Annotated in this window: 19 protein-coding genes and 1 rRNA gene; 4 read left to right on the top strand and 16 right to left on the bottom strand. The window is 69.8% G+C overall.

Translation table 11 applies throughout. The features are described from left to right. Nucleotides 1–58: 58 nt before the first annotated feature. Nucleotides 59–1,051, bottom strand: a complete 993-nt coding sequence (gene hemB, locus ACFYXB_RS00100) for a porphobilinogen synthase (protein ID WP_389576352.1) — start codon at nt 1,049–1,051, stop codon at nt 59–61. Nucleotides 1,052–1,270: 219 nt separating this feature from the next. Between hemB and ACFYXB_RS00095 the strand changes: the two genes are divergently transcribed. Next, nucleotides 1,271–2,263: a phospholipase D-like domain-containing protein gene (locus ACFYXB_RS00095; protein WP_389576350.1), complete on the top strand. Its 993-nt coding sequence runs from the start codon at nt 1,271–1,273 to the stop codon at nt 2,261–2,263. 32 nt (nt 2,264–2,295) lie between these two features. On the opposite strand, the gene ACFYXB_RS00090 is transcribed toward ACFYXB_RS00095, so the two are convergent. The 5 genes from ACFYXB_RS00090 to ACFYXB_RS00070 all read right to left on the bottom strand — a co-directional run bounded on the left by ACFYXB_RS00090 (nt 2,296) and on the right by ACFYXB_RS00070 (nt 7,951). Beyond that, nucleotides 2,296–4,002 (bottom strand): uroporphyrinogen-III synthase, encoded by a 1,707-nt coding sequence (locus tag ACFYXB_RS00090; RefSeq protein WP_389576348.1) that lies wholly within the window; start codon nt 4,000–4,002, stop codon nt 2,296–2,298. Next, nucleotides 3,999–4,958 carry a hydroxymethylbilane synthase gene (hemC, locus tag ACFYXB_RS00085; protein ID WP_389576345.1) on the bottom strand — a complete coding sequence of 320 codons (960 nt, stop codon included), beginning with the start codon at nt 4,956–4,958 and terminating at the stop codon, nt 3,999–4,001. The genes ACFYXB_RS00090 and hemC overlap by 4 nt, the downstream gene beginning before the upstream one ends. Continuing rightward, on the bottom strand, nt 4,955–6,673 hold the full coding sequence (locus ACFYXB_RS00080) for a glutamyl-tRNA reductase (protein WP_389576343.1): 1,719 nt from the start codon (nt 6,671–6,673) through the stop codon (nt 4,955–4,957). Before ACFYXB_RS00080 ends, hemC begins: the two co-directional genes overlap by 4 nt. Then, on the bottom strand, nt 6,670–7,431 hold the full coding sequence (locus ACFYXB_RS00075; protein WP_351360056.1) for a redox-sensing transcriptional repressor Rex: 762 nt from the start codon (nt 7,429–7,431) through the stop codon (nt 6,670–6,672). The genes ACFYXB_RS00080 and ACFYXB_RS00075 overlap by 4 nt, the downstream gene beginning before the upstream one ends. 235 nt (nt 7,432–7,666) lie before the next feature. Then, nucleotides 7,667–7,951: a glutaredoxin family protein gene (locus tag ACFYXB_RS00070; protein ID WP_351360053.1), complete on the bottom strand. Its 285-nt coding sequence runs from the start codon at nt 7,949–7,951 to the stop codon at nt 7,667–7,669. Nucleotides 7,952–8,045: 94 nt separating this feature from the next. Here ACFYXB_RS00070 and ACFYXB_RS00065 point away from each other — a divergent pair, with 94 nt between their 5' ends. From ACFYXB_RS00065 to ACFYXB_RS00055, 3 genes are all read left to right on the top strand, one after another. Then, nucleotides 8,046–8,969: an HAD-IB family hydrolase gene (locus ACFYXB_RS00065; protein WP_351360050.1), complete on the top strand. Its 924-nt coding sequence runs from the start codon at nt 8,046–8,048 to the stop codon at nt 8,967–8,969. A 344-nt stretch (nt 8,970–9,313) separates the two neighbouring features. Further along, on the top strand, nt 9,314–10,144 hold the full coding sequence (locus tag ACFYXB_RS00060) for an ECF subfamily RNA polymerase sigma factor, BldN family (protein ID WP_389576340.1): 831 nt from the start codon (nt 9,314–9,316) through the stop codon (nt 10,142–10,144). A 235-nt stretch (nt 10,145–10,379) separates the two neighbouring features. After that, complete coding sequence (locus tag ACFYXB_RS00055) at nt 10,380–11,597, top strand: DUF5667 domain-containing protein (RefSeq protein ID WP_389576337.1); 1,218 nt, start codon at nt 10,380–10,382, stop codon at nt 11,595–11,597. Nucleotides 11,598–11,827: 230 nt separating this feature from the next. Here ACFYXB_RS00055 and ACFYXB_RS00050 read toward each other — a convergent pair whose 3' ends face one another. From ACFYXB_RS00050 to rrf, 10 genes are all read right to left on the bottom strand, one after another. Then, nucleotides 11,828–12,901 carry a lysophospholipid acyltransferase family protein gene (locus ACFYXB_RS00050; RefSeq protein ID WP_389576335.1) on the bottom strand — a complete coding sequence of 358 codons (1,074 nt, stop codon included), beginning with the start codon at nt 12,899–12,901 and terminating at the stop codon, nt 11,828–11,830. Nucleotides 12,902–12,915: 14 nt separating this feature from the next. After that, nucleotides 12,916–13,977: an NAD-dependent epimerase/dehydratase family protein gene (locus ACFYXB_RS00045; protein WP_389576333.1), complete on the bottom strand. Its 1,062-nt coding sequence runs from the start codon at nt 13,975–13,977 to the stop codon at nt 12,916–12,918. Nucleotides 13,978–14,149: 172 nt separating this feature from the next. Continuing rightward, complete coding sequence (locus tag ACFYXB_RS00040) at nt 14,150–14,248, bottom strand: 30S ribosomal protein bS22 (RefSeq protein ID WP_003948845.1); 99 nt, start codon at nt 14,246–14,248, stop codon at nt 14,150–14,152. 132 nt (nt 14,249–14,380) lie between these two features. Next, nucleotides 14,381–14,593, bottom strand: a complete 213-nt coding sequence (locus ACFYXB_RS00035; RefSeq protein WP_004984898.1) for a helix-turn-helix domain-containing protein — start codon at nt 14,591–14,593, stop codon at nt 14,381–14,383. 129 nt (nt 14,594–14,722) lie between these two features. Beyond that, the gene (locus tag ACFYXB_RS00030) at nt 14,723–15,538 is read right to left on the bottom strand and encodes a phosphatase (protein ID WP_389576331.1); all 816 of its coding nucleotides are present in this window, start codon (nt 15,536–15,538) and stop codon (nt 14,723–14,725) included. Between the two features lie 199 nt (nt 15,539–15,737). Further along, the gene (locus ACFYXB_RS00025) at nt 15,738–16,910 is read right to left on the bottom strand and encodes an acetoin utilization protein AcuC (protein ID WP_389576329.1); all 1,173 of its coding nucleotides are present in this window, start codon (nt 16,908–16,910) and stop codon (nt 15,738–15,740) included. Beyond that, nucleotides 16,861–18,075: an MFS transporter gene (locus tag ACFYXB_RS00020; protein ID WP_389576327.1), complete on the bottom strand. Its 1,215-nt coding sequence runs from the start codon at nt 18,073–18,075 to the stop codon at nt 16,861–16,863. The genes ACFYXB_RS00025 and ACFYXB_RS00020 overlap by 50 nt, the downstream gene beginning before the upstream one ends. An 82-nt stretch (nt 18,076–18,157) precedes the next feature. Continuing rightward, nucleotides 18,158–18,871 (bottom strand): VC0807 family protein, encoded by a 714-nt coding sequence (locus ACFYXB_RS00015; protein WP_389576325.1) that lies wholly within the window; start codon nt 18,869–18,871, stop codon nt 18,158–18,160. A 93-nt stretch (nt 18,872–18,964) separates the two neighbouring features. Then, nucleotides 18,965–19,609 carry an HAD family hydrolase gene (locus tag ACFYXB_RS00010; protein ID WP_389576323.1) on the bottom strand — a complete coding sequence of 215 codons (645 nt, stop codon included), beginning with the start codon at nt 19,607–19,609 and terminating at the stop codon, nt 18,965–18,967. 62 nt (nt 19,610–19,671) lie between these two features. Next, a 5S ribosomal RNA gene (gene rrf, locus ACFYXB_RS00005) occupies nt 19,672–19,775 on the bottom strand; the annotation flags it as partial.

Genomic DNA, 19,775 nt, shown 5'->3' with positions numbered 1-19,775 from the left:
GAACGATCTCTGTCCGTGACCAACCGCCCATCGACAAAGGCCTGTCGGCCGGGACCCGTCACAGGAGCCGCTGCGCGACCTCGGTGGCCCAGTAGGTGAGGATGTTGCGCGCGCCGGCCCGCTTGATGCCGGTCAGGGTCTCGAGGATCGCGCGGTCGCGGTCGACCCAGCCCTTCTCGGCGGCGGCCTCGATCATCGAGTACTCGCCGGAGATCTGGTAGGCGGCGACCGGCACGTCCACGGCGTCGGCGACGCGGGCGAGGATGTCGAGGTAGGGCCCGGCGGGCTTCACCATCACCATGTCGGCGCCCTCCTCCAGGTCGAGGGCCAACTCACGCATGGACTCGCGCCAGTTGGCCGGATCCTGCTGGTACGTCTTCCGGTCGCCCTTGAGGGAGGAGGCGATGGCCTCGCGGAAGGGGCCGTAGAAGGCGGAGGAGTACTTCGCGGTGTAGGCGAGGACGGCGACGTCCTCCCGGCCGATCTGGTCCAGTGCGTCGCGGATGACGCCGATCTGGCCGTCCATCATCCCGCTGGGCCCGACCACATGGGCGCCTGCGTCGGCCTGCACCTGGGCCATCTCGGCGTACCGCTCGAGGGTGGCGTCGTTGTCGACACGGCCGTGCTCATCGAGGACGCCGCAGTGCCCGTGGTCGGTCGCCTCGTCGAGGCACACGTCGGACATGACGAGCAACTCGTCCCCGACCTCGGCCCGTACGTCACGGAGGGCGACCTGGAGGATCCCGTCCGGATCGGTGCCCGGTGTCCCGACGGCGTCCTTCTTGGACTCCTCGGGCACCCCGAAGAGCATGATCCCGGAGATCCCGGCCGCGACGGCCTCCGCGGCCGCCTTCTTCAGGCTGTCCCGCGTGTGCTGTACGACGCCGGGCATGGCGGCGATCGGCACGGGCTCGCTCACACCCTCGCGGACGAACGCCGGAAGGATGAGGTCGGCGGGGTGCAGCCGCGTCTCGGCGACCATGCGGCGCATGACTGGGGACGTACGCAGCCGCCGGGGACGCGTACCGGGAAAAGATCCGTACTTCGTCATGGTTTCTACGCTACGCCCGCGCGGCCCCCGCCTTTGCCGACGCCCTGTCGGGCCCTGAAGGACCCCAAGAACGGCATGGCGGAACCCACATACGAAGTTTTTGCGCCCTCCTGGCCGTCTCTGGAATCGCACGCCTCCTCAGCGTTCTACGCGCGTGGTGTCATGCACCCGCCACCACCCCCCACGCACTCACGCACCCTCCCCCACCAGGAGTCACGCATGATGTGGAAGGTCCTCGCCCGCGCCGGCGTCGCTCTCGCGGCCGGTACCGCCGTCGTCGCCACCGCCGTCCCCGCGAACGCCGCGAGCTACACCGCGTTCGCCTTCTCCCGAAGCGGCAGCCAGCCCACCATCTACGACTTCGTCAACTCGGCCACCAGCACGCTCGACATGACGATGTACGAGCTGGAGGACACCACCGCCGTCAACGACCTCATAGCCCTGAAGAACAAGGGCGTCACGGTCCGGGTCATCCTCGACCGCCAGCACCAGAGCGCCAACAACTCGGCGTACACGGCCCTGAAGAACGCGGGCGTGGGCGTCGTATGGTCCTCGTCCGCCTTCGTCTACACCCACCAGAAGACCATCACGGTGGACGCCACCAAGTCGCTGATCCTGACCGGGAATCTGACGTCCCAGTACTACACGACCAGCCGTGACTACGGAGTGTTCGACGACGACACCCGGGACGTCGCCTCCATCGAGAAGGTCTTCAACGCCGACTACACGGCCACCTCGATCACCCCGACCGACGGCGACCACCTCCTGTGGTCCCCGACCGACTCCCGCAACCGCCTGGTGTCCTTCATCAACTCCGCCACCAAGACGCTCGACGTCGAGGAACTGGAGCTGAGCGACAGCACGGTGGTCAACGCCATCGTGGCGCGGGCGAAGGCGGGCGTCCGGGTACGGGTGGTCCTGGAGGACCCGGCCGGCTATGCGAGCCAGGTCTCGGCCATCAAGGCCGCGGGCGGCACGGTCGTCGGCTACTCCGACCCCAACGGCTTCTACATCCACGCCAAGGCGATGGTCGGCGACTACGGCCTGTCCACGCAGGAGGTGGAGGCGGGCTCGATGAACATCAGCAGCAACTCGCTGAGCAACAACCGCGAGCTGGGCCTGATCCTCACCGGAACGGGCGTGGCCCAGTCGGTGACCTCGACCATCGAGACGACGTTCAGCAGCGACTACGCGGGCGGCACGCCCGCGTAGTCACCGGATGATCCGTCGGTCGGGCGCGCGGACTACGGCGTCGTACGCCGCCTCCGCGCCCCCGGCCGCCGTTCGCTCGGCCGGGTCACCGCGTCACCGGATTCCAGCGCCAAGGCCCGCCGCTTCAGGCCGAAGTCGGCCAGCGCCTCCGCCAGCTTGAGCACGGACGGCTCGGGAGCCATCACGTCCACCCGCAGCCCGTGCTCCTCGGCCGTCTTGGCCGTGGCCGGACCGATGCACGCGATCACCGTCACGTTGTGCGGCTTCCCGGCGATGCCCACCAGGTTCCGCACGGTCGACGAGGACGTGAAGAGCACGGCGTCGAAGCCACCGCCCTTGATCGCCTCCCGCGTCTCGGCCGGCGGCGGCGAGGCGCGCACCGTCCGGTAGGCGGTGACGTCGTCGACCTCCCAGCCCAGCTCGATCAGCCCGGCGACCAACGTCTCCGTGGCGATGTCGGCGCGCGGCAGGAAGACGCGGTCGATCGGGTCGAAGACCGGGTCGTACGGCGGCCAGTCATCGAGGAGGCCCGCGGCGGACTGCTCCCCGCTCGGCACCAGGTCCGGCTTCACCCCGAAGGCGATCAGGGCCTTCGCCGTCTGCTCGCCCACCGCAGCCACCTTGATACCCGCAAAAGCCCGAGCGTCAAGGCCGTACTCCTCGAACTTCTCCCGGACCGCCTTGACGGCGTTGACCGAGGTGAAGGCGATCCACTCGTAGCGGCCCGTCACCAGGCCCTTGACCGCGCGCTCCATCTGCTGGGGCGTGCGCGGCGGTTCGACGGCGATCGTCGGGACCTCGTACGGCACGGCCCCGTACGACCGCAGCTGGTCGGAGAGCGACACCGCCTGCTCCTTCGTCCGCGGCACGAGCACCTTCCAGCCGAACAGCGGCTTGGACTCGAACCAGGACAGCTGGTCGCGCTGGGCGGCGGAGGAACGCTCACCGACCACGGCTATCACCGGGCGGCCGCCATCCGGGGACGGCAGGACCTTGGCCTGCTTCAGGGTCTGCGCGATGGTGCCGAGGGTGGCGGTCCAGGTGCGCTGCCGGGTCGTCGTACCGGCGACCGTGACGGTCATCGGGGTGTCCGGCTTGCGGCCCGCGGCCACCAGCTCACCGGCGGCCGCCGCGACGGAGTCCAGCGTCGTCGAGACGACGACCGTGCCGTCCGAGACGCCCACCTCCGTCCAGCACCGCTCGGACGCCGTACGGGCGTCGACGAACCGGACGTCCGCGCCCCGTGCGTCCCGCAGGGGAACGCCCGCGTAGGCGGGCACGCCGACCGCGGTCGCGATGCCGGGGACCACCTCGAAGGGCACCCCGGCGGCGGCGCACGCCAGCATCTCCTCGGCGGCGTACCCGTCGAGCCCGGGGTCCCCGGTCACCGCACGGACGACCCGCCTGCCGCCCCGCGCGGCCTCCATGACAAGATGAGCCGCATCCCGCACGGACGGGACAGCAGCGGTTGTTGACGCGCCGTCAACAACCGTGAGTTGAGGCGTGCCCGTGCCCGGATACGTGTCCGAGGAAGGATCCGCGTCCGTACGCAGGACGGCGACGCCCTGTCTGGCATGTGCGCGGATCACGTCGAGCACGTCGTGCTCGGCGACGAGAACGTCCGCGTTCGCCAGCGCCTCCACGGCGCGCAGAGTCAGCAGTCCCGGATCCCCGGGTCCGGCACCCAGGAAGGTGACGTGCCCGTGTTCGAGGCCGGCGGGAAGAGTGGTGGGGCTCACTGTGCTCGCTCCCCCATCAGACCGGCCGCGCCCTGGGCAAGCATCTCGGTGGCGAGTTCGCGACCGAGCGCCATTGCCCCGTCGTACGTCTCGGGCACGGGACCGGTGGTGGACAGCTGCACCATGCGGGAACCGTCGGTCGTGCCGACGACGCCCCGCAGGCGCATTTCCTTGACAATCTGCCCGTCGGCCAGCAGGTCGGCCAGCGCCCCCACGGGGGCGCTGCAACCGGCCTCCAGGGCGGCGAGCAGGGACCGCTCGGCGGTCACGGCGGCCCGGGTGAACGGGTCGTCGAGTTCGCCGAGCGCGGCGATGAGGGCTGCGTTGTCCGCGGCGCACTCGATCGCCAGTGCCCCCTGGCCGGGGGCGGGCAGAACGGTGTCGACCGACAGGAAGTCGGTCACTTCGTCGATGCGGCCGATCCGGTTGAGTCCGGCGGCGGCCAGTGCGACCGCGTCGAGCTCGCCGTCGCGGACGTACCCGATGCGGGTGTCGACGTTGCCCCGGATCGGGACGGTCTCCATGTCCAGCCCGTGGGTGCGGGCGTACGCGTTCAGCTGCGCCATGCGACGCGGCGAACCCGTGCCTATGCGCGCCCCGCGGGGCAGGTCGGTGAACTTCAGCGCGTCGCGGGCCACGATGACGTCGCGCGGGTCCTCGCGCACCGGGAAGGCGGCCAGCACCAGGTCAGCGGGCTGCGCGGTCGGCAGGTCCTTGAGCGAATGAACCGCGAAGTCGACCTCGCCCCGAAGCAGCGCGTCGCGCAGCGCCGTGACGAACACACCGGTGCCGCCGATCTGCGCGAGGTGCTCGCGGGAGGTGTCGCCGTACGTGGTGATCTCGACGAGCTCGACGGGCCGTCCGGTCACCTGGCTCACGGCGTCCGCCACTTGCCCGGACTGGGCCATGGCGAGTCTGCTCCGCCTGGTCCCCAGTCTCAGTGCCTTGTTACTCATGCCGGTCGGTCCTTGTCGTCTGTGCTGTTCTCGGCGCGGGAGACGGCGGCCACCGTCTCCTGGTCGAGGTCGAACAGGGTGCGCAGCGCGTCCGCGTACCCGGCGCCGCCGGGCTCGGCCGCGAGCTGCTTGACCCGTACGGTCGGCGCATGCAGCAGCTTGTCGACGACGCGGTGCACGGCCTGCCGGATCTCGCCGCGCTGGCGTTCGTCGAGGTCGGGCAGGCGTCCGTCGAGCCGGGAGATCTCGTTCGCGACGACGTCGGCGGCCATGGTGCGCAGAGCGACCACGGTCGGCGTGATGTGCGCCGCCCGCTGTGCCGCCCCGAAGGCCGCGACCTCGTCAGAGACGATACGCCGGACCTGGTCGACGTCGGACGCCATCGGAGCGTCGGCGGAGGCCTGGGCGAGCGACTCGATGTCCACCAGGCGCACCCCGGCCAGCCGGTGCACGGCCGCGTCGATGTCGCGGGGCATGGCCAGGTCGAGCAGGAAGAGCGCGGGGGCCGGGCGCGGGATCCCGGCGACCGGTTCGGGCCTGCGGCGCTCGGGGATGCGGCCGACCAGTGCGACGGTGGCAGCCAGCGCGGCGATGGCGTCGGCGTCCTCGGCCGGGTCGAGCACGGTCGCGGCGCCGGTCGTACGCCGGTCGCGGCCGGTGGCATCGCCCTTGTCCACCCACGCCGCGTGCTGCTCCAGCTCGGCGGCGCCCATCCCGGCGACGGCGGCCTCGCCGTGCACGGAGAATCCGGCGGTGCCCTGCACGGCGGAGAGGTCGAGCGGGCAGCCGTCCTCGGTGCCGATGCTGGTGGGCCGCAGCTGCGCCTGACGTGCGTCCGGCTGTACGGCCGTGATCTCGGCGCCGGCGGCCCCGGTACGGCCCTCGACGGCCTGCGCGACCGCGTCCGCCGTGAGGACCAGACCCGTCGCCCCGGTGCAGGAGACGGCGATGTCGGCACGTGTCAGCTCGAACGGCACCGCATCCATCGGTACCGCGCGGGCCACCACGTGCGTCTCGCCGCCCTCGGTGAGGTTCTGCGCGAGCCGCTCGGCGCGCTCGTAGGTGCGGTTGGCGACGACGATCTCGGCGACGCCCGCGCGCGCGAGCGTGGCCGCGGCCAGCGAGGACATCGAGCCGGCGCCGATGACCAGCGCCTTCTTGCCCGTGGCCCAGGTCTGTACGTCGGCGCCCGCGGCCAGCTGCTCCAAGCCGAAGGTGACCAGGGACTGTCCGGCGCGGTCGATGCCGGTCTCGGAGTGGGCGCGCTTGCCGACCCGCAGGGCCTGCTGGAACAGGTCGTTCGTGAGACGTCCGGCCGTGTGCAGGTCCTGCGCCTTGGCCAGGGAGTCCTTGATCTGGCCGAGGATCTGGCCCTCGCCGACGACCATCGAGTCCAGCCCGCAGGCCACCGAGAAGAGGTGGTGGACGGCCCGGTCCTCGTAGTGCACGTACAGATAGGGGGTGAGCTCGTCCAGGCCGACACCGCTGTGCTGGGCGAGCAGCGTGGACAGCTCGGCGACGCCGGCGTGGAACTTGTCCACGTCCGCGTACAGCTCGATGCGGTTGCAGGTGGCGAGCACCGAGGCCTCGGCGGCCGGTTCGGCGGCGACCGTGTCCTGGAGCAGCTTGATCTGTGCGTCCGTGGCCAGAGCGGCCCGCTCGAGGACGCTGACCGGGGCGCTGCGGTGGCTCAGCCCGACGACGAGGAGACTCATGCCGGCATCACGGCGGGTACGTCCCCGTCGGGCCCCTGGTCGGTGGACTCCTTGCGGGCGGCGGCGGCCGGGGCGGCCCCGTCGGGAGTGCCCTCCTCGCCGGCCTTGCGCTGCTCGTGGAAGGCGAGGATCTGCAGCTCGATGGAGAGGTCGACCTTGCGCACGTCGACGCCGTCCGGGACGGACAGCACGGTCGGCGCGAAGTTCAGGATGGAGGTCACCCCGGCGGCCACAAGGCGTTCGCAGACCTGCTGGGCGGCACCGGCAGGGGTGGCGATCACGCCGATGGACACGCCGTTGTCCTCGATGATCTTCTCGAGGTGGTCGGCGTGCTGGACGGGGATGCCGGCGACGGGCTTGCCCGCCATCGCCGGGTCGGCGTCGATGAGCGCGGCCACCCGGAAGCCACGGGAGGCGAACCCTCCGTAATTGGCCAGCGCGGCGCCGAGGTTACCGATACCGACGATCACGACCGGCCAGTCCTGGGTGAGCCCCAGTTCGCGGGAGATCTGGTACACGAGATACTCGACGTCGTACCCCACGCCCCGTGTTCCGTAGGAGCCGAGGTAGGAGAAGTCTTTGCGCAGCTTCGCGGAGTTGACCCCCGCGGCGGCGGCCAGCTCTTCCGAGGAGACCGTCGGTACCGAGCGCTCCGACAGTGCGGTCAGCGCTCGAAGGTACAGCGGAAGCCTGGCGACGGTGGCCTCGGGAATCCCTCGGCTACGGGTCGCCGGTCGGTGAGTTCGGCCAGTTGCCACGGTGCTCCTGCGGGTAGAGCGGGGCTGCGGGCGGTCACACGTACCCAGACCGCCCCGTCGAATGCAGGTTATGTCTTTGTGAACGCGTGCACAAAGATGGTGTCCGTTTTGCCCGGCCAAAGTGACCGGGGTCACGCCCTGTTCTCCTGGGGGCAAAACCGCTCACACTCCTAGTGAATCTCGCCCCCAAGACCAAGCCGCCGCCGATCCTAAGCGACTTTCCGATCGCTTTGGACTAGTCGGTCAGCGCCTTGCGCAGCCGCTGTTCGTTCACACGCCAGAAGGTGTGCTGTTCACCATCGACCAGTACGACCGGAATCTGTTCCCAGTACTGGTCGTGCAGTTGCCGGTCCTGAGTGATGTCCTTCGACTCCCAGGGCACACCGAGATCACCGCACACCTGCTCCACCACGAGCTGTGCGTCATCACACAGATGACAGCCGGGCTTGCGGACGAGCGTGACGAGCCGGTCCCGGGGGGCCGCTGCGTTCCGTCGGAAGAGGGGACTCATGTCGGCCATTCTCCCCCTTGTTTAACGGGCCGGTCGCGGAGAGTTCACGGCGTTCAAACCTCACGACTCCGGAAGCGCTGAACAGACTGGCTATGCTCCAGCCATGGCCGCTCTCGGATGGCTCACTCCCCGTAGGCGCTCCGCCACGGCGCGGAGCGTGTTGGCAGGCGAGGCCTCGGCGGAGGCCGCGCGCAAGTCCTCGCAGGAGGTCGCGCCGGACTCCCCGGACCACGAACCGGAGTTCCCGGTGCTCGGCGACGACAAGGCCGCCGCCTTCTTCGACCTCGACAACACCGTGATGCAGGGCGCGGCCATCTTCCACTTCGGCCGGGGCCTGTACAAACGGAAGTTCTTCGAGACCCGCGACCTGGCCAGGTTCGCCTGGCAGCAGGCCTGGTTCCGGCTGGCCGGGGTAGAGGATCCCGACCACATGCAGGACGTACGGGACTCCGCCCTGTCCATCGTGAAGGGTCACCGCGTCGCCGAACTGGAGACGATCGGCGAGGAGATCTACGACGAGTACATGGCCGACCGCATGTGGCCGGGCACCCGGGCACTGGCCCAGGCCCACCTGGACGCCGGCCAGAAGGTCTGGCTGGTCACGGCGGCGCCGGTGGAGATCGCCCAGGTCATCGCCCGCCGCCTGGGCCTGACCGGCGCGCTGGGCACGGTCGCCGAGTCCGTCGATGGCATCTACACGGGCAAACTGGTCGGCGAGCCGCTGCACGGCCCGGCCAAGGCGGAGGCGGTACGCGCACTGGCCGCGGCGGAGGGCCTGGACCTCTCCCGCTGCGCCGCGTACAGCGACTCCCACAACGACATCCCGATGCTGTCGCTGGTCGGCCACCCCTACGCGATCAATCCCGACACGAAACTCCGCAAACACGCCCGAGAAAAAGACTGGCGCCTGCGCGACTACCGCACGGGCCGCAAGGCAGCGAAGGTCGGCATCCCGGCAGCGGCGGGCGTAGGAGCGGTAGCGGGCGGCACGGCAGCGGCAATCGCCCTGCACAGACGCCGCCGCTGACTACTCAGGCAGTCGTGCCGCTGGGGCGCCCATCCGTGCCGCCCCAGCGGCAGCCGCCGCACCCGCCGCAGAAACCAAGCCGCACCCACACGGCCCCTCCGCCCAACACACCCCCCTTTCAAACGGAACCCGCACCGTTCCGATCAACAACCGGTCACCCACCGACACTTGATGAGGCGTCAATCGGTTACGGAAGCGACGTAATCGATGATTTGAGCAACTGGGCGTAGCAGTGCCTGCACGAAGCGTTATTCTCCTCAGACGCAAACCGGTACCCCTCCGTCGTCACGACGGGTGAAAGGTCCCGCACTGCACGTGATGGAAGCTCTGCCTCTGGGAGTCCCGTGTACCCACACGTCGGGGTTGACGCCTCGGGCCTGGCTACGCTCCGCGCAACGGTCCAAAGCCTGTTGCGCGGCTTCGTCCCCACCGCGTACGCCGTCCCTGCCTTCGCCACCACTACCCCCGTAGGCCCGTGCTATGCGCTCGCCGACGGCATCGATCAGGGCCCGGCGCGCAGCGCCGTCGTCGAGGGGCGGCGATCGGTCGACGGCCGGGTGGCCGGCAGACGCGGACGCGCGACGGGCACCGGCACGACCACCACCCGCCGCCCCGCCGCGGACAGCGACAGCGCCCGGATGATGGACCTCGTCGAGCGCGCCCAGGCCGGCGAGGCCGAGGCCTTCGGCCGCCTGTACGACCAGTACAGCGACACCGTGTACCGCTACATCTACTACCGCGTGGGCGGCAAGGCGACCGCCGAGGACCTCACCAGCGAGACGTTCCTGCGCGCCCTGCGCCGCATCGGCACCTTCACCTGGCAGGGCCGCGACTTCGGCGCCTGGCTGGTCACCATCGCCCGCAACCTCGTCGCCGACCACTTCAAGTCGAGCCGCTTCCGGCTGGAAGTCACCACCGGCGAGATGCTCGACGCCAACGAGGTCGAGCGCTCCCCGGAGGACTCCGTCCTCGAGTCCCTCTCCAACGCCGCCCTCCTCGATGCCGTACGACGACTCAACCCCCAGCAGCAGGAGTGCGTCACGCTCCGCTTCCTGCAGGGTCTGTCCGTCGCGGAGACGGCCCGGGTGATGGGCAAGAACGAGGGCGCCATCAAGACCTTGCAGTACCGGGCCGTGCGCACGCTCGCCCGGCTCCTGCCCGACGACGCGCGCTGAAGCCGCCACTGTCAGCTACATCCAACTCACGCTCCGTGAAGGGTTGTTGACTTTCCGGTCCGGCCATCGGGCGTCCGTAACCCAAGTGCCGCACCAGTCGTTGTGCGGGATACAGGCTCCCTGTGGTCACGTCCTGGCCGACCCTGATCGCTCGATCGTGTGGAAGTGCTCGTGGGCGTGCAACCCTCAGGACCCCCTGGGGAGTCGACCGTCATGACGAGAGGAGGTGCCGCCAGTGATCGCGAACGTATCGGCACACCGGCGGGCGAACGCCTTCGCCCAGGCCCTGGAGGAGCAATCCGACCGGGACACGGCGGCCCAGCAGCCGGAGGAATCACCCCCGGCCGGCGCGGAACGGACCGAGCGAGGCGAGCTGTTGGCCCTGACCGAGAGCCTCCGCGCGCTGCCCAGACCAGGCCTCGACCCGGAGGTCAAGGTCGTCCAGCGGGCCCAGCTCGTGGCCGCGATGGAGGCCATGCTGCTGGAGGGCACGTTGGGTGGGGCGGCGAACGCGTCGGTGCCCGAGCAGCGTTCCCACCGGGCCAAAGGAGCGCACCGGGCGAGCCCGCTGGGGAAGTTGAGACCGCGGTCCCGGCTGACCAAGGGCCTCGCCGCCGGCGGGCTCAGTGTCGGCGTGGCCGCCAGTGCCTTCGGAGGTGTGGCCGCGGCGAGTTCCGACGCCCTGCCCGGCGACTCGCTGTACGGCCTCAAGCGCGGCATCGAGGACTTCAAGCTCAACTACCTGAGCGACGGCGACGACGAACGCGGCCAGACCTATCTCGACCAGGCCTCGACCCGGCTGAGCGAGGCGCGGCGGCTGTTGGAGCGCGGGCGCGGCGGCGGGCTCGACCACGAGTCCATCGGCGAGATCCGCCGCACCCTGTCCGGCATGCAGCACGATGTCGCGGAGGGCCACCGCCTGCTGCACGAGGCGTACGAGCACGACCCCGGGTCCCTGGGCCCCATCCAGGCCCTGTCCACGTTCTCGCAGTCCCACCGCGAGGTGTGGGGCCAGCTGCGCGACAAGCTGCCGGTCCAGCTCGGTGACGTGAGCGACCAGGTCTCGTCCGTCTTCGACGCCATAGACCAGGAGGTCGCCCCGCTCCAGTCGCTGCTCCCGCAGACCCCGGCCCAGACCGACGGCGGCGCACGGCAGGGCTCCGGCTCGGCGCCCACCGGCACGTCCGGCACCCACCGGTCGACGGCGCCCAGCAGCACCAGCGCCTCCCCCGGCCAGTCGAACAGCGGCAGCCCCAGCGGCTCGGCCACGGGCAGCGCGGGCGACGGCCTGCTCGGCGGCAACACGGGCGGTCTGTTCGACCCGCCGAAGAGCAGCGACACGGCGTCCCCGTCCGCGGGCAAGACCCCGACCACCGAACCCGACGTCACCCTCCCACCGCTCCTCCCCGGCCTCCTGCCGGGCCTGGGCATCGACACCGACCACGCGAACTAGTCGGTACGGCTACGGCTGTGGGGGCGCCCTTCCTGCGAAGGGCGCCCCCACAGCCGTACAGCCACTAGAAGAACACCGACCGCCGCTGCACCGGCAAGATGGCCCCTCCTGCCTGCTGCTCTCGCACTGCTTCGCAGGCTTCGATCAGCTGCGCCGGACTCCGTCCGGCGGCCCCGAGCGGCCGGGGCCCAGCGCCCTCCGGGCGGCCCGCCTCGGAAAGCACGTCCTCCTCAGAAGAACACCGACCGCCGCTGCACCAACAGCTTGTAGAGCGTGTGCTGGATCTGCTCCCGTACCTGGTCCGTCAGGTTGAACATCAGCATCGGGTCCTCCGCCGCCTCCGGCGGATAGCCGTCCGTCGGGATCGGCTCGCCGAACTGGATCGTCCACTTCGTGGGCAGCGGGACCGCGCCCAGCGGGCCCAGCCACGGGAAGGTCGGCGTCAGCGGGAAGTACGGGAAGCCCAGCACCCGGGCCAGCGTCTTCGCGTTGCCGATCATCGGGTAGATCTCCTCCGCCCCGACGATCGAGCACGGGATGATCGGCGTGCCCTTGCGCAGCGCCGTCGAGACGAAGCCGCCCCTGCCGAAACGTTGCAGCTTGTAGCGCTCGCCGAACGGCTTCCCGATGCCCTTGAAGCCCTCAGGCATCACCCCGACGAGCTCACCCGCCCCGAGCAGCCGCTCGGCGTCCTCCGCGCACGCCAGGGTGTGTCCCAGCTTCCGCGCGAGCTCGTTGACCACGGGCAGCACGAAGACCAGGTCGGCCGCGAGCAGCCGCAGATGCCGACCCGCGGGGTGGTGGTCGTGCACCGCGACCTGCATCATCAGGCCGTCCAGCGGCAGCGTCCCGGAGTGGTTGGCGACGATCAGTGCTCCGCCCTCGGCCGGGATGTTCTCGATGCCCTTCACCTCGACCCGGAAGTACTTCTCGTACACCGGTCGCAGCAGGGACATCAGGACCTGGTCGGTGAGCTCCTGGTCGTAGCCGAAGTCGTCGACGTCGTAGTCCCCGGTCAGCCGCCGCCGCAGGAAGGCGAGACCGCTCGCGACGCGCCGCTCCAGGCCGCCGTCCTGCGGCCGCCGCGGCGACTGTTCCTCACGGTCCTCACGGGTCACGGAAACATCATCCTGCGTCGGGAACCGCCCCGGGAGGGGCTGGACCTCTCCGGCCTCACGGACTTCGCGCACCGCCGCGGGCTCGCTCCCGCGCCGGCTCCCCGCGCTCCGGCGCCGCGCGGGCCGCTGCACGGCGGCCGAGCGGGACCGGTCGTCGTCGAACGGAATGACCTTGGCGTCCGCCATCGTTGCTGCGCTCCTCAGTTGGCGCTCTGCGTCGGGTGGTGGCCGCTGCCCCGCAGGGACACCGCGGCGATCCGGTCGACGGCCCCCGCGAGGGCCTCCGGCGGCAGCAGCCCGGGGCCGCGGCTGCGCGCGAACTCCGCGAACGTCTCCGCGGTCGTGAACTTCGGCTTGAATCCAAGGGTCTCGCGCATCTGGTCCGTCGACACCACCCGGCCGTGGGTCAGCAGCCGGATCTGCTCGGGCGAGAAGTCCGACACTCCCAGCGTACGGACCAGAGAACCGGCCCAGGTGACCGCCGGCAGCAGCAGCGGCACCGTGGGGCGACCCAGGCGCCGGGAACACTGCGAGAGCAGCAGGACACCGTCACCGGCGATGTTGAAGGTGCCGCTGTTGAGGGTGCCTCGCTCCGGCTCGTGCGAGGCGATCCGCAGCACCTCGATGACGTCGTCCTCGTGCACGAACTGCAGCCGAGGGTCGTAGCCGAACACGGTCGGCAGGACCGGCAGCGAGAAGTACGAGGCCAGCGGCGTCTCCGCGGTCGGCCCCAGGATGTTCGCGAACCGCAGCACGCACACGGCGACGTCGGGGCGCCGCCGCGCGAAGCCGCGCACATACCCCTCGACCTCCACCGCGTCCTTCGCGAAGCCGCCGCTGGGCAGCGACTTGGGCGGAGTGGTCTCGGTGAACACGGCGGGATCGCGCGGCGCGGACCCGTACACGTTCGTACTGGACTTCACCACCAGCCGCTTCACCGTCGGCGACTTCTGGCAGGCGCCCAGCAGCTGCATGGTGCCGATGACGTTGGTCTCCTTGACCGTGGTCCGGCTGCCGCTGCCCAGCGCCATGCCGGTCACGTCCATGTGGACGACCGTGTCGACGGCGTTCTCGGCAAGCACACGCGCGATGGTGGGCTGCCGGATGTCGGCCTGGATGAAGTCGGCCCCGCCCAGATGGTGCTCGGGCCGCACGGCGTCCACCGCGACGACCCGGTCCACCTGTGGGTCGCGCTGGATCCGCCGGACGAACCGGCCTCCCAGTTGACGGGCCACACCGGTCACGAGCACGACCTTGCCCAAGATCAGCGCCTTCCTTCCGATCCCCCTGTGCGGGCCAACTTAGCGAATTGATGTTGCGCTGTGATGACCGCCCGATGCACGGAGTGCCGGAAACAGCCCTATTGGAATATGCGCGTGGCCCCCCACCGCAGGGGTGGGGGGCCACGGACAAGCTCCGCTTCGTCGCGTCGTACTACTTCTTGTTACGACGCTGAACGCGCGTGCGCTTGAGCAGCTTGCGGTGCTTCTTCTTGGCCATCCGCTTGCGCCGCTTCTTGATTACAGAGCCCACGACTACCCTCGCTCACTTCTCATCACTCGGTGCTGGGCGCCATGGGCCCATACGACCTACGAGGGGCTAGCCTACCCGCCCGAGCGCTGAGGTCGTAATCGAGGTGCTCCGGGTGAATTCCCGGAGCAACCGTCAGGCCGTCTCCACCCCCACATAGCTCTCGCGGAGGTACTCGTGTACCGCTTGCTCGGGGACGCGGAAGGACCGCCCCACCCGGATCGCGGGCAGATGACCGCTGTGCACCAGCCGGTACACGGTCATCTTCGACACTCGCATCACCGAGGCGACTTCCGCCACGGTAAGGAACTGAACCTCGTTCAGAGGCCTCTCGCCAGCTGCAGCCATGACACACCTGAACCTTCCGCACTCGACGGCCACCGGCTTCCCCTTCCGGTGACTCTTCGTCGCTGCGTGCTCACTCCCCAATGTAGGGGCGGGTGATGCGAGTGGGGAAGAGGTGCACCCATCGGCGGCCTACTGTGACAGACATGCTCGATTGAGTACGTAGTGGGTAAGCGGGCGGTAGCAATCGGACCGCACGGCGTCATCAATCGGAACGGCGACGGACACCACTCCCTCCGCCTCCCCCACGAAGAGCGCGGGGTCATCCGTATCGGCCAGCCCAATGGCCTCGAACCCCAGCTGACCTGCTCCGCAGACCCAGCCGTGATCCCCGATGACAAGCTCGGGCAACAGCCCGCCGGCCTCGGCGGCCGCGGCGAGCACGGTACGAACCGGCAGCGGTGAGTGCGTGTGTGCGCCGGGCTCACAACCGGGGCGTTCACCTCCCGGTTCACGGACCAGCGCGACCCGTCGTACGTAATCAATGTTGTACGTGCGTAGACCGAACCGGGTCGTTATGTCGACACAGCGACCCTGCGCCGGGGTGAGAACCTCACACCCCGCCGCCGACAGGGCGTCGGCCAACGCGGCGTAGAACCCGAGCAGCCGCTGGGGGTGCCCGGTGCCGAAAAGCACGGGGGCGCCGCGACGGACAGCGGCACCGATCCGCTCGGCGAAGGCGTCCAGAGCGGCCAGCGTCCGCTCCGGATCGATCACATCATGCCCGGAGGTCTCCGCGGGATCGGCCGAAACCCCACACTTGTCCGCCATCAACTCGATCAAATCCCGCTGCCGCCAGGTCCATTCAGGATCGATCCCGATCAACACGCGAGGATCACGAGCGGCGAAAAGCCGATAACTCCGCAGACTCTCCTCCCGAGAGGTGGCCACAACCCCAGCAAGCCGAGCACCGATCAAATGCGCCCGAAGCGCCCCAACGCTCAACACAGGTGCGATGGTGACGGACGGCGGGTGGGGCTGGGAGCGGAACCGGACGAAGTTGGCACGGTTGGCGTAACACCCATCCGCTTCAGCTGCGGGCAGTCGTGCCTCCCCCGCTCGAGCGAAGCCGAGAGTGGGGGAGGCACCCCGCAAGCGCTGGCAAGCGAAACCCGCCCTCGCCCAGCCCCAGCCCGCCAAAAACTCCCTACGCGAGCAACCCCCGCAACGGAAACACCGCCCGCCGCGTAGCCAAAATCGCCTGGTCCAAGCGATCAGCCGGGTCGTACCCCGCCTCCCACTCCGCCCAGCCCACCGGCCACCGCCCATCCGTCATCCGCCCAGGCCCCAACTGCCGCGTACGAGCGAACACCTCCTGCTTCCACCCCTCGGGAATCACAGTCTCCGGCGCCACCGGCGCCCCCGCAGCGATCCCCACCAGATGCGTCCACGACCGAGGCACGACATCCACCACCGCGTACCCACCCCCACCCAACGCGACCCACTTCCCCCCGGCGTACTCATGCGCGAACGCATGACACGCCACCTGCACCGCCCGCTGCGCATCGAGCGACACCGCGAGATGCGCCAGCGGATCCTCGAAGTGCGTATCGGCCCCGTGCTGCGTCACCAGCACATCCGGACGAAACTCCGCGAGCAGCTCCGGCACCACCGCATGAAACGCCCGCACCCACCCCGAGTCCCCGGTCCCGGCCGGCAACGCCAGATTCACGGCCGACCCCTCCGCGGACTCGGCCCCGGTCTCCTCCGGCCACCCGGTCTGCGGGAACAGCGTACGAGGATGCTCGTGCAGCGAGATCGTCAGCACCCGCGGATCCTCCCAGAACGCCGCCTGCACCCCGTCCCCGTGATGCACGTCGACGTCCACATAGGCGACCCGCTCGGCCCCCAGCTCAAGGAGCCGCGCGATGGCCAGCGCCGCGTCGTTGTAGATGCAGAACCCCGACGCGCCCCCGGGCATCGCATGGTGCAGACCGCCCGCGAAGTTCACCGCGTGCAGAGCGTCCCCGTGCCACACGGCCTCCGCCGCCCCCACCGACTGCCCCGCGATCAGCGCGGACACCTCGTGCATCCCGGCGAACGCCGGATCGTCCAGCGTGCCGAGTCCGTACGTCCCGTGCGCCGACCTCGGATCCGCCGACGCGGCCTTGACCGCCTCGATGTAGTCCTCCCGGTGGACCAGCCGCAGCGTCGAGTCCCCGGCCGGCTTCGCCGCGACGACCTCCACCTCACGGTCGAGCCCGAAGGCCGCGACCAGACTCCGGGTCAGCGCCAGCCGGACCGGATCCATCGGATGGTCCGGACCGAAGTCATAGCCCGTTACTGCCTCGTCCCACATCAGCTGTGCGCGGCCGCTCATGCCCGCCACCGTACCGGTCCGGTTGAGCGGCGAACGACCGGGCGTACACCAACGTCACCAGCACCAACACCATCGGCACAAGCATCGCCCACCGATAACTCCAGGCGTCCCCGAGCGCCCCCACCAACGGCGAACCGATCAGAAAACCCACATAGTTGAAGATGTTGAGCCGCGCGATCGCCGCGTCCGACGCCCCCGGGAACAACCGCCCCGCGGCCGCGAAAGTCTGCGGTACGAGCACGCACAGCCCCAGCCCCAGCAGGGTGAACCCGAGCATCCCCACCCAGGCCCCGGGCGCCAGCGCCACCACCGCGAACCCGGCCGCCGCCACCAGCGCCCCCAGCCGCACGACCGCCGCGGCCCCGAACCGCCGCACCCCGAAGTCCCCCATCCCCCGCCCTACCAGCGTGGTCACCATGTACACGTTGTACGGCACGGTCGCCAGCTGCTCGGAACTCCCCAGCACGTCCTTCAGATACTTCGCGCTCCAGTTGGAGACGGTCGAGTCCCCGATGTACGCGAACGTCATCACCAGACATAGCGGCAGCAGCAGCTTGAAGACGACGCCCGACCCCTCGTTCCGTTGCTGCTCCTCCACGGGCGCGGGTTTCCCGTCGACATACCACCGGCTCCCCACCAGCGCCGCCGGCAGCAGCACCGCCATCACGGGCAGATACGACACCCACAGTGCGAGCTGCCAGTGCGCGCCCACCCAGGCCAGCGAGGCCCCGACGATCCCGCCCAGGCTGTACGCGGCGTGGAAACTGAGCATGATGCTGCGCCCGTACGACCGCTGCAGGCTCACCCCGAGCATGTTCATCGAGGCGTCCAGCGCGCCGACGGCCAGCCCGAAGGCGGCGAGTGCCACGCCGAGTTCGGCCAGGCCGTCGCCCGCTCCCACGCCGAGCAGCGCGAGCAGCACCACGGGCTGGGACCAGCGCAGCAGCCGGCTGGGCCGTATTCGCTTCACCAGCTGTTCCGTCGTCACGCTGCCGACACCGGCGAGGATCGGTACGGCGGCGAGGAAGACCGGCAACAGCGCGTCAGAGACGCCGTACCGGTCCTGGATGGCCGGGATGCGCGTCACGAGCAGGGCGAAGGCGGCGCCTTGGGCGAAGAAGCTGAACGCCAACGAGGCCCTACCGCGCCGCAGCACATCAGTCATGGCGGCGAGCGTAGGGCCCCGGGGTACTCGTGGGTAGATCCGGACAAAGATGAATCTCCCTCAACTTTGGTCGATGCCGGGATCACCCGACGACGGCGACCACCGGGGTCCCGGCAGGCTCGACGAGTTCCGTTTCCACGGACTTGGTCTCGGCGATCAGCATCCGGGCCATGGGCCCGGCGGCCAGCGCCCCGCTGACCAGGAAGCCCAGCCCCATCGCGACGGCCATGATCACCGAGCCGAGCCACACCATCGTGTCCACGGACAGGGTGTACGCGCCCACGACCCGCACCACGCACTCGCCGAGCAGCACCACGCCCCACACGACGGAGAAGACCCGCTCGGCCCGCCGGAACGCCGCCGACCCGTTCACCAGCCGCGCCCAGGCGGCCTCCCGCTCCACGATGCCCTTCACCAGCCACGCCTTCATTCCGGCCGTCATCATCGGCCGGCCCAGCACGACGGAGGCCAGGATGCCGATCCCGATGACACTGCTGACCCCGCTGTCCTTGGCGAGCATCAACCGCGGGTCGCCCGAGACGAAACTCAGCAGCAGCGACACGACGTTCACGAGAAGAATGAGCGCGGCGAGCCCGTTGGCGCTCCGCTCCTTGACCACGCTCCACAGGGTCCGCACGGCCGGTACGACACTGCTCCAGGCGAGCGCCACGAAGGTGCTCGTCCCGAAGCCGTCCTTGAACAGGTAGTACGACCCGAGAGGCACCGCCACGTCCACGATCAGCGGGCCGAAGGTGTTCTTCTTGCTGGTCCTGGGCTTGCTCGTCTGCGTCGTCATGCCCTCAGCTTCGCCGAGGGGTCGGGCACGGCAGTAGAAACGATCGTCCAGGGCTCGGCATGACAATTGTCAGCACGCCCGCGGTGCCCGAGGTCATACCAGCAGGTCAGCCAACTCCCCCATGTCGGAGAAGAGTCGGGTGGCCCGGCCCAGCTTCCCGGCGGGCGTCATGGCGGTGAACCCGTACACGTCCATCCCGGCGGTCACGGCCGCCTGCACGCCCAGCGGACTGTCCTCGACGACGACACAGCGCTCCGGGGCGACGCCCATCCGCTCGGCCGCGTACAGGAAGAGATCCGGCGCCGGCTTCCCACGCCCCACGTCCTGCGAACTGAAGATCCGCGACTCCTCGAACCACCGGTCGAGCCCCGTCGTCCGATGCCCCACCCGGATCCGCTCATGGCTCCCGGAAGACGCCACGCAGTACGGCACCCCGTCCGCGACCAGCTTCTCCAGCACGCCGACGACACCGCTCACGGGCTTCAACTCCCGCTCGAACGCGGCGAACACGCGCGCGTGGAAGACGTCGTCGAAGTCGTCCGGCAACCGCTGCCCCGTCCGCTCCTGGACGAGGTCATGGACGCGGTGCATGGCGGACCCCATGTAGTCCCGGATGGAGTCCTCGTACGACGTCGGATGCCCGAGCTCGGTCAGATAGCCGGCCAGGAGCCGGTTGGAAATCGGCTCGCTGTCGACGAGAACACCGTCATTGTCGAAGATGACAAGGTCATAGCGCATGTCACCGACCCTAAACGCAGAAAACCCCCGTGCCCAATGGCACGGGGGTTTTCTCAATTTTTGTTCGGCGGTGTCCTACTCTCCCACAGGGTCCCCCCTGCAGTACCATCGGCGCTGTAAGGCTTAGCTTCCGGGTTCGAAATGTAACCGGGCGTTTCCCTCACGC

Origin of the sequence: Streptomyces sp. NPDC002619, from assembly GCF_042889305.1 — a bacterium.
Lineage (GTDB): Bacteria > Actinomycetota > Actinomycetes > Streptomycetales > Streptomycetaceae > Streptomyces.
This window is presented reverse-complemented; position numbering and strand designations above follow the sequence as displayed.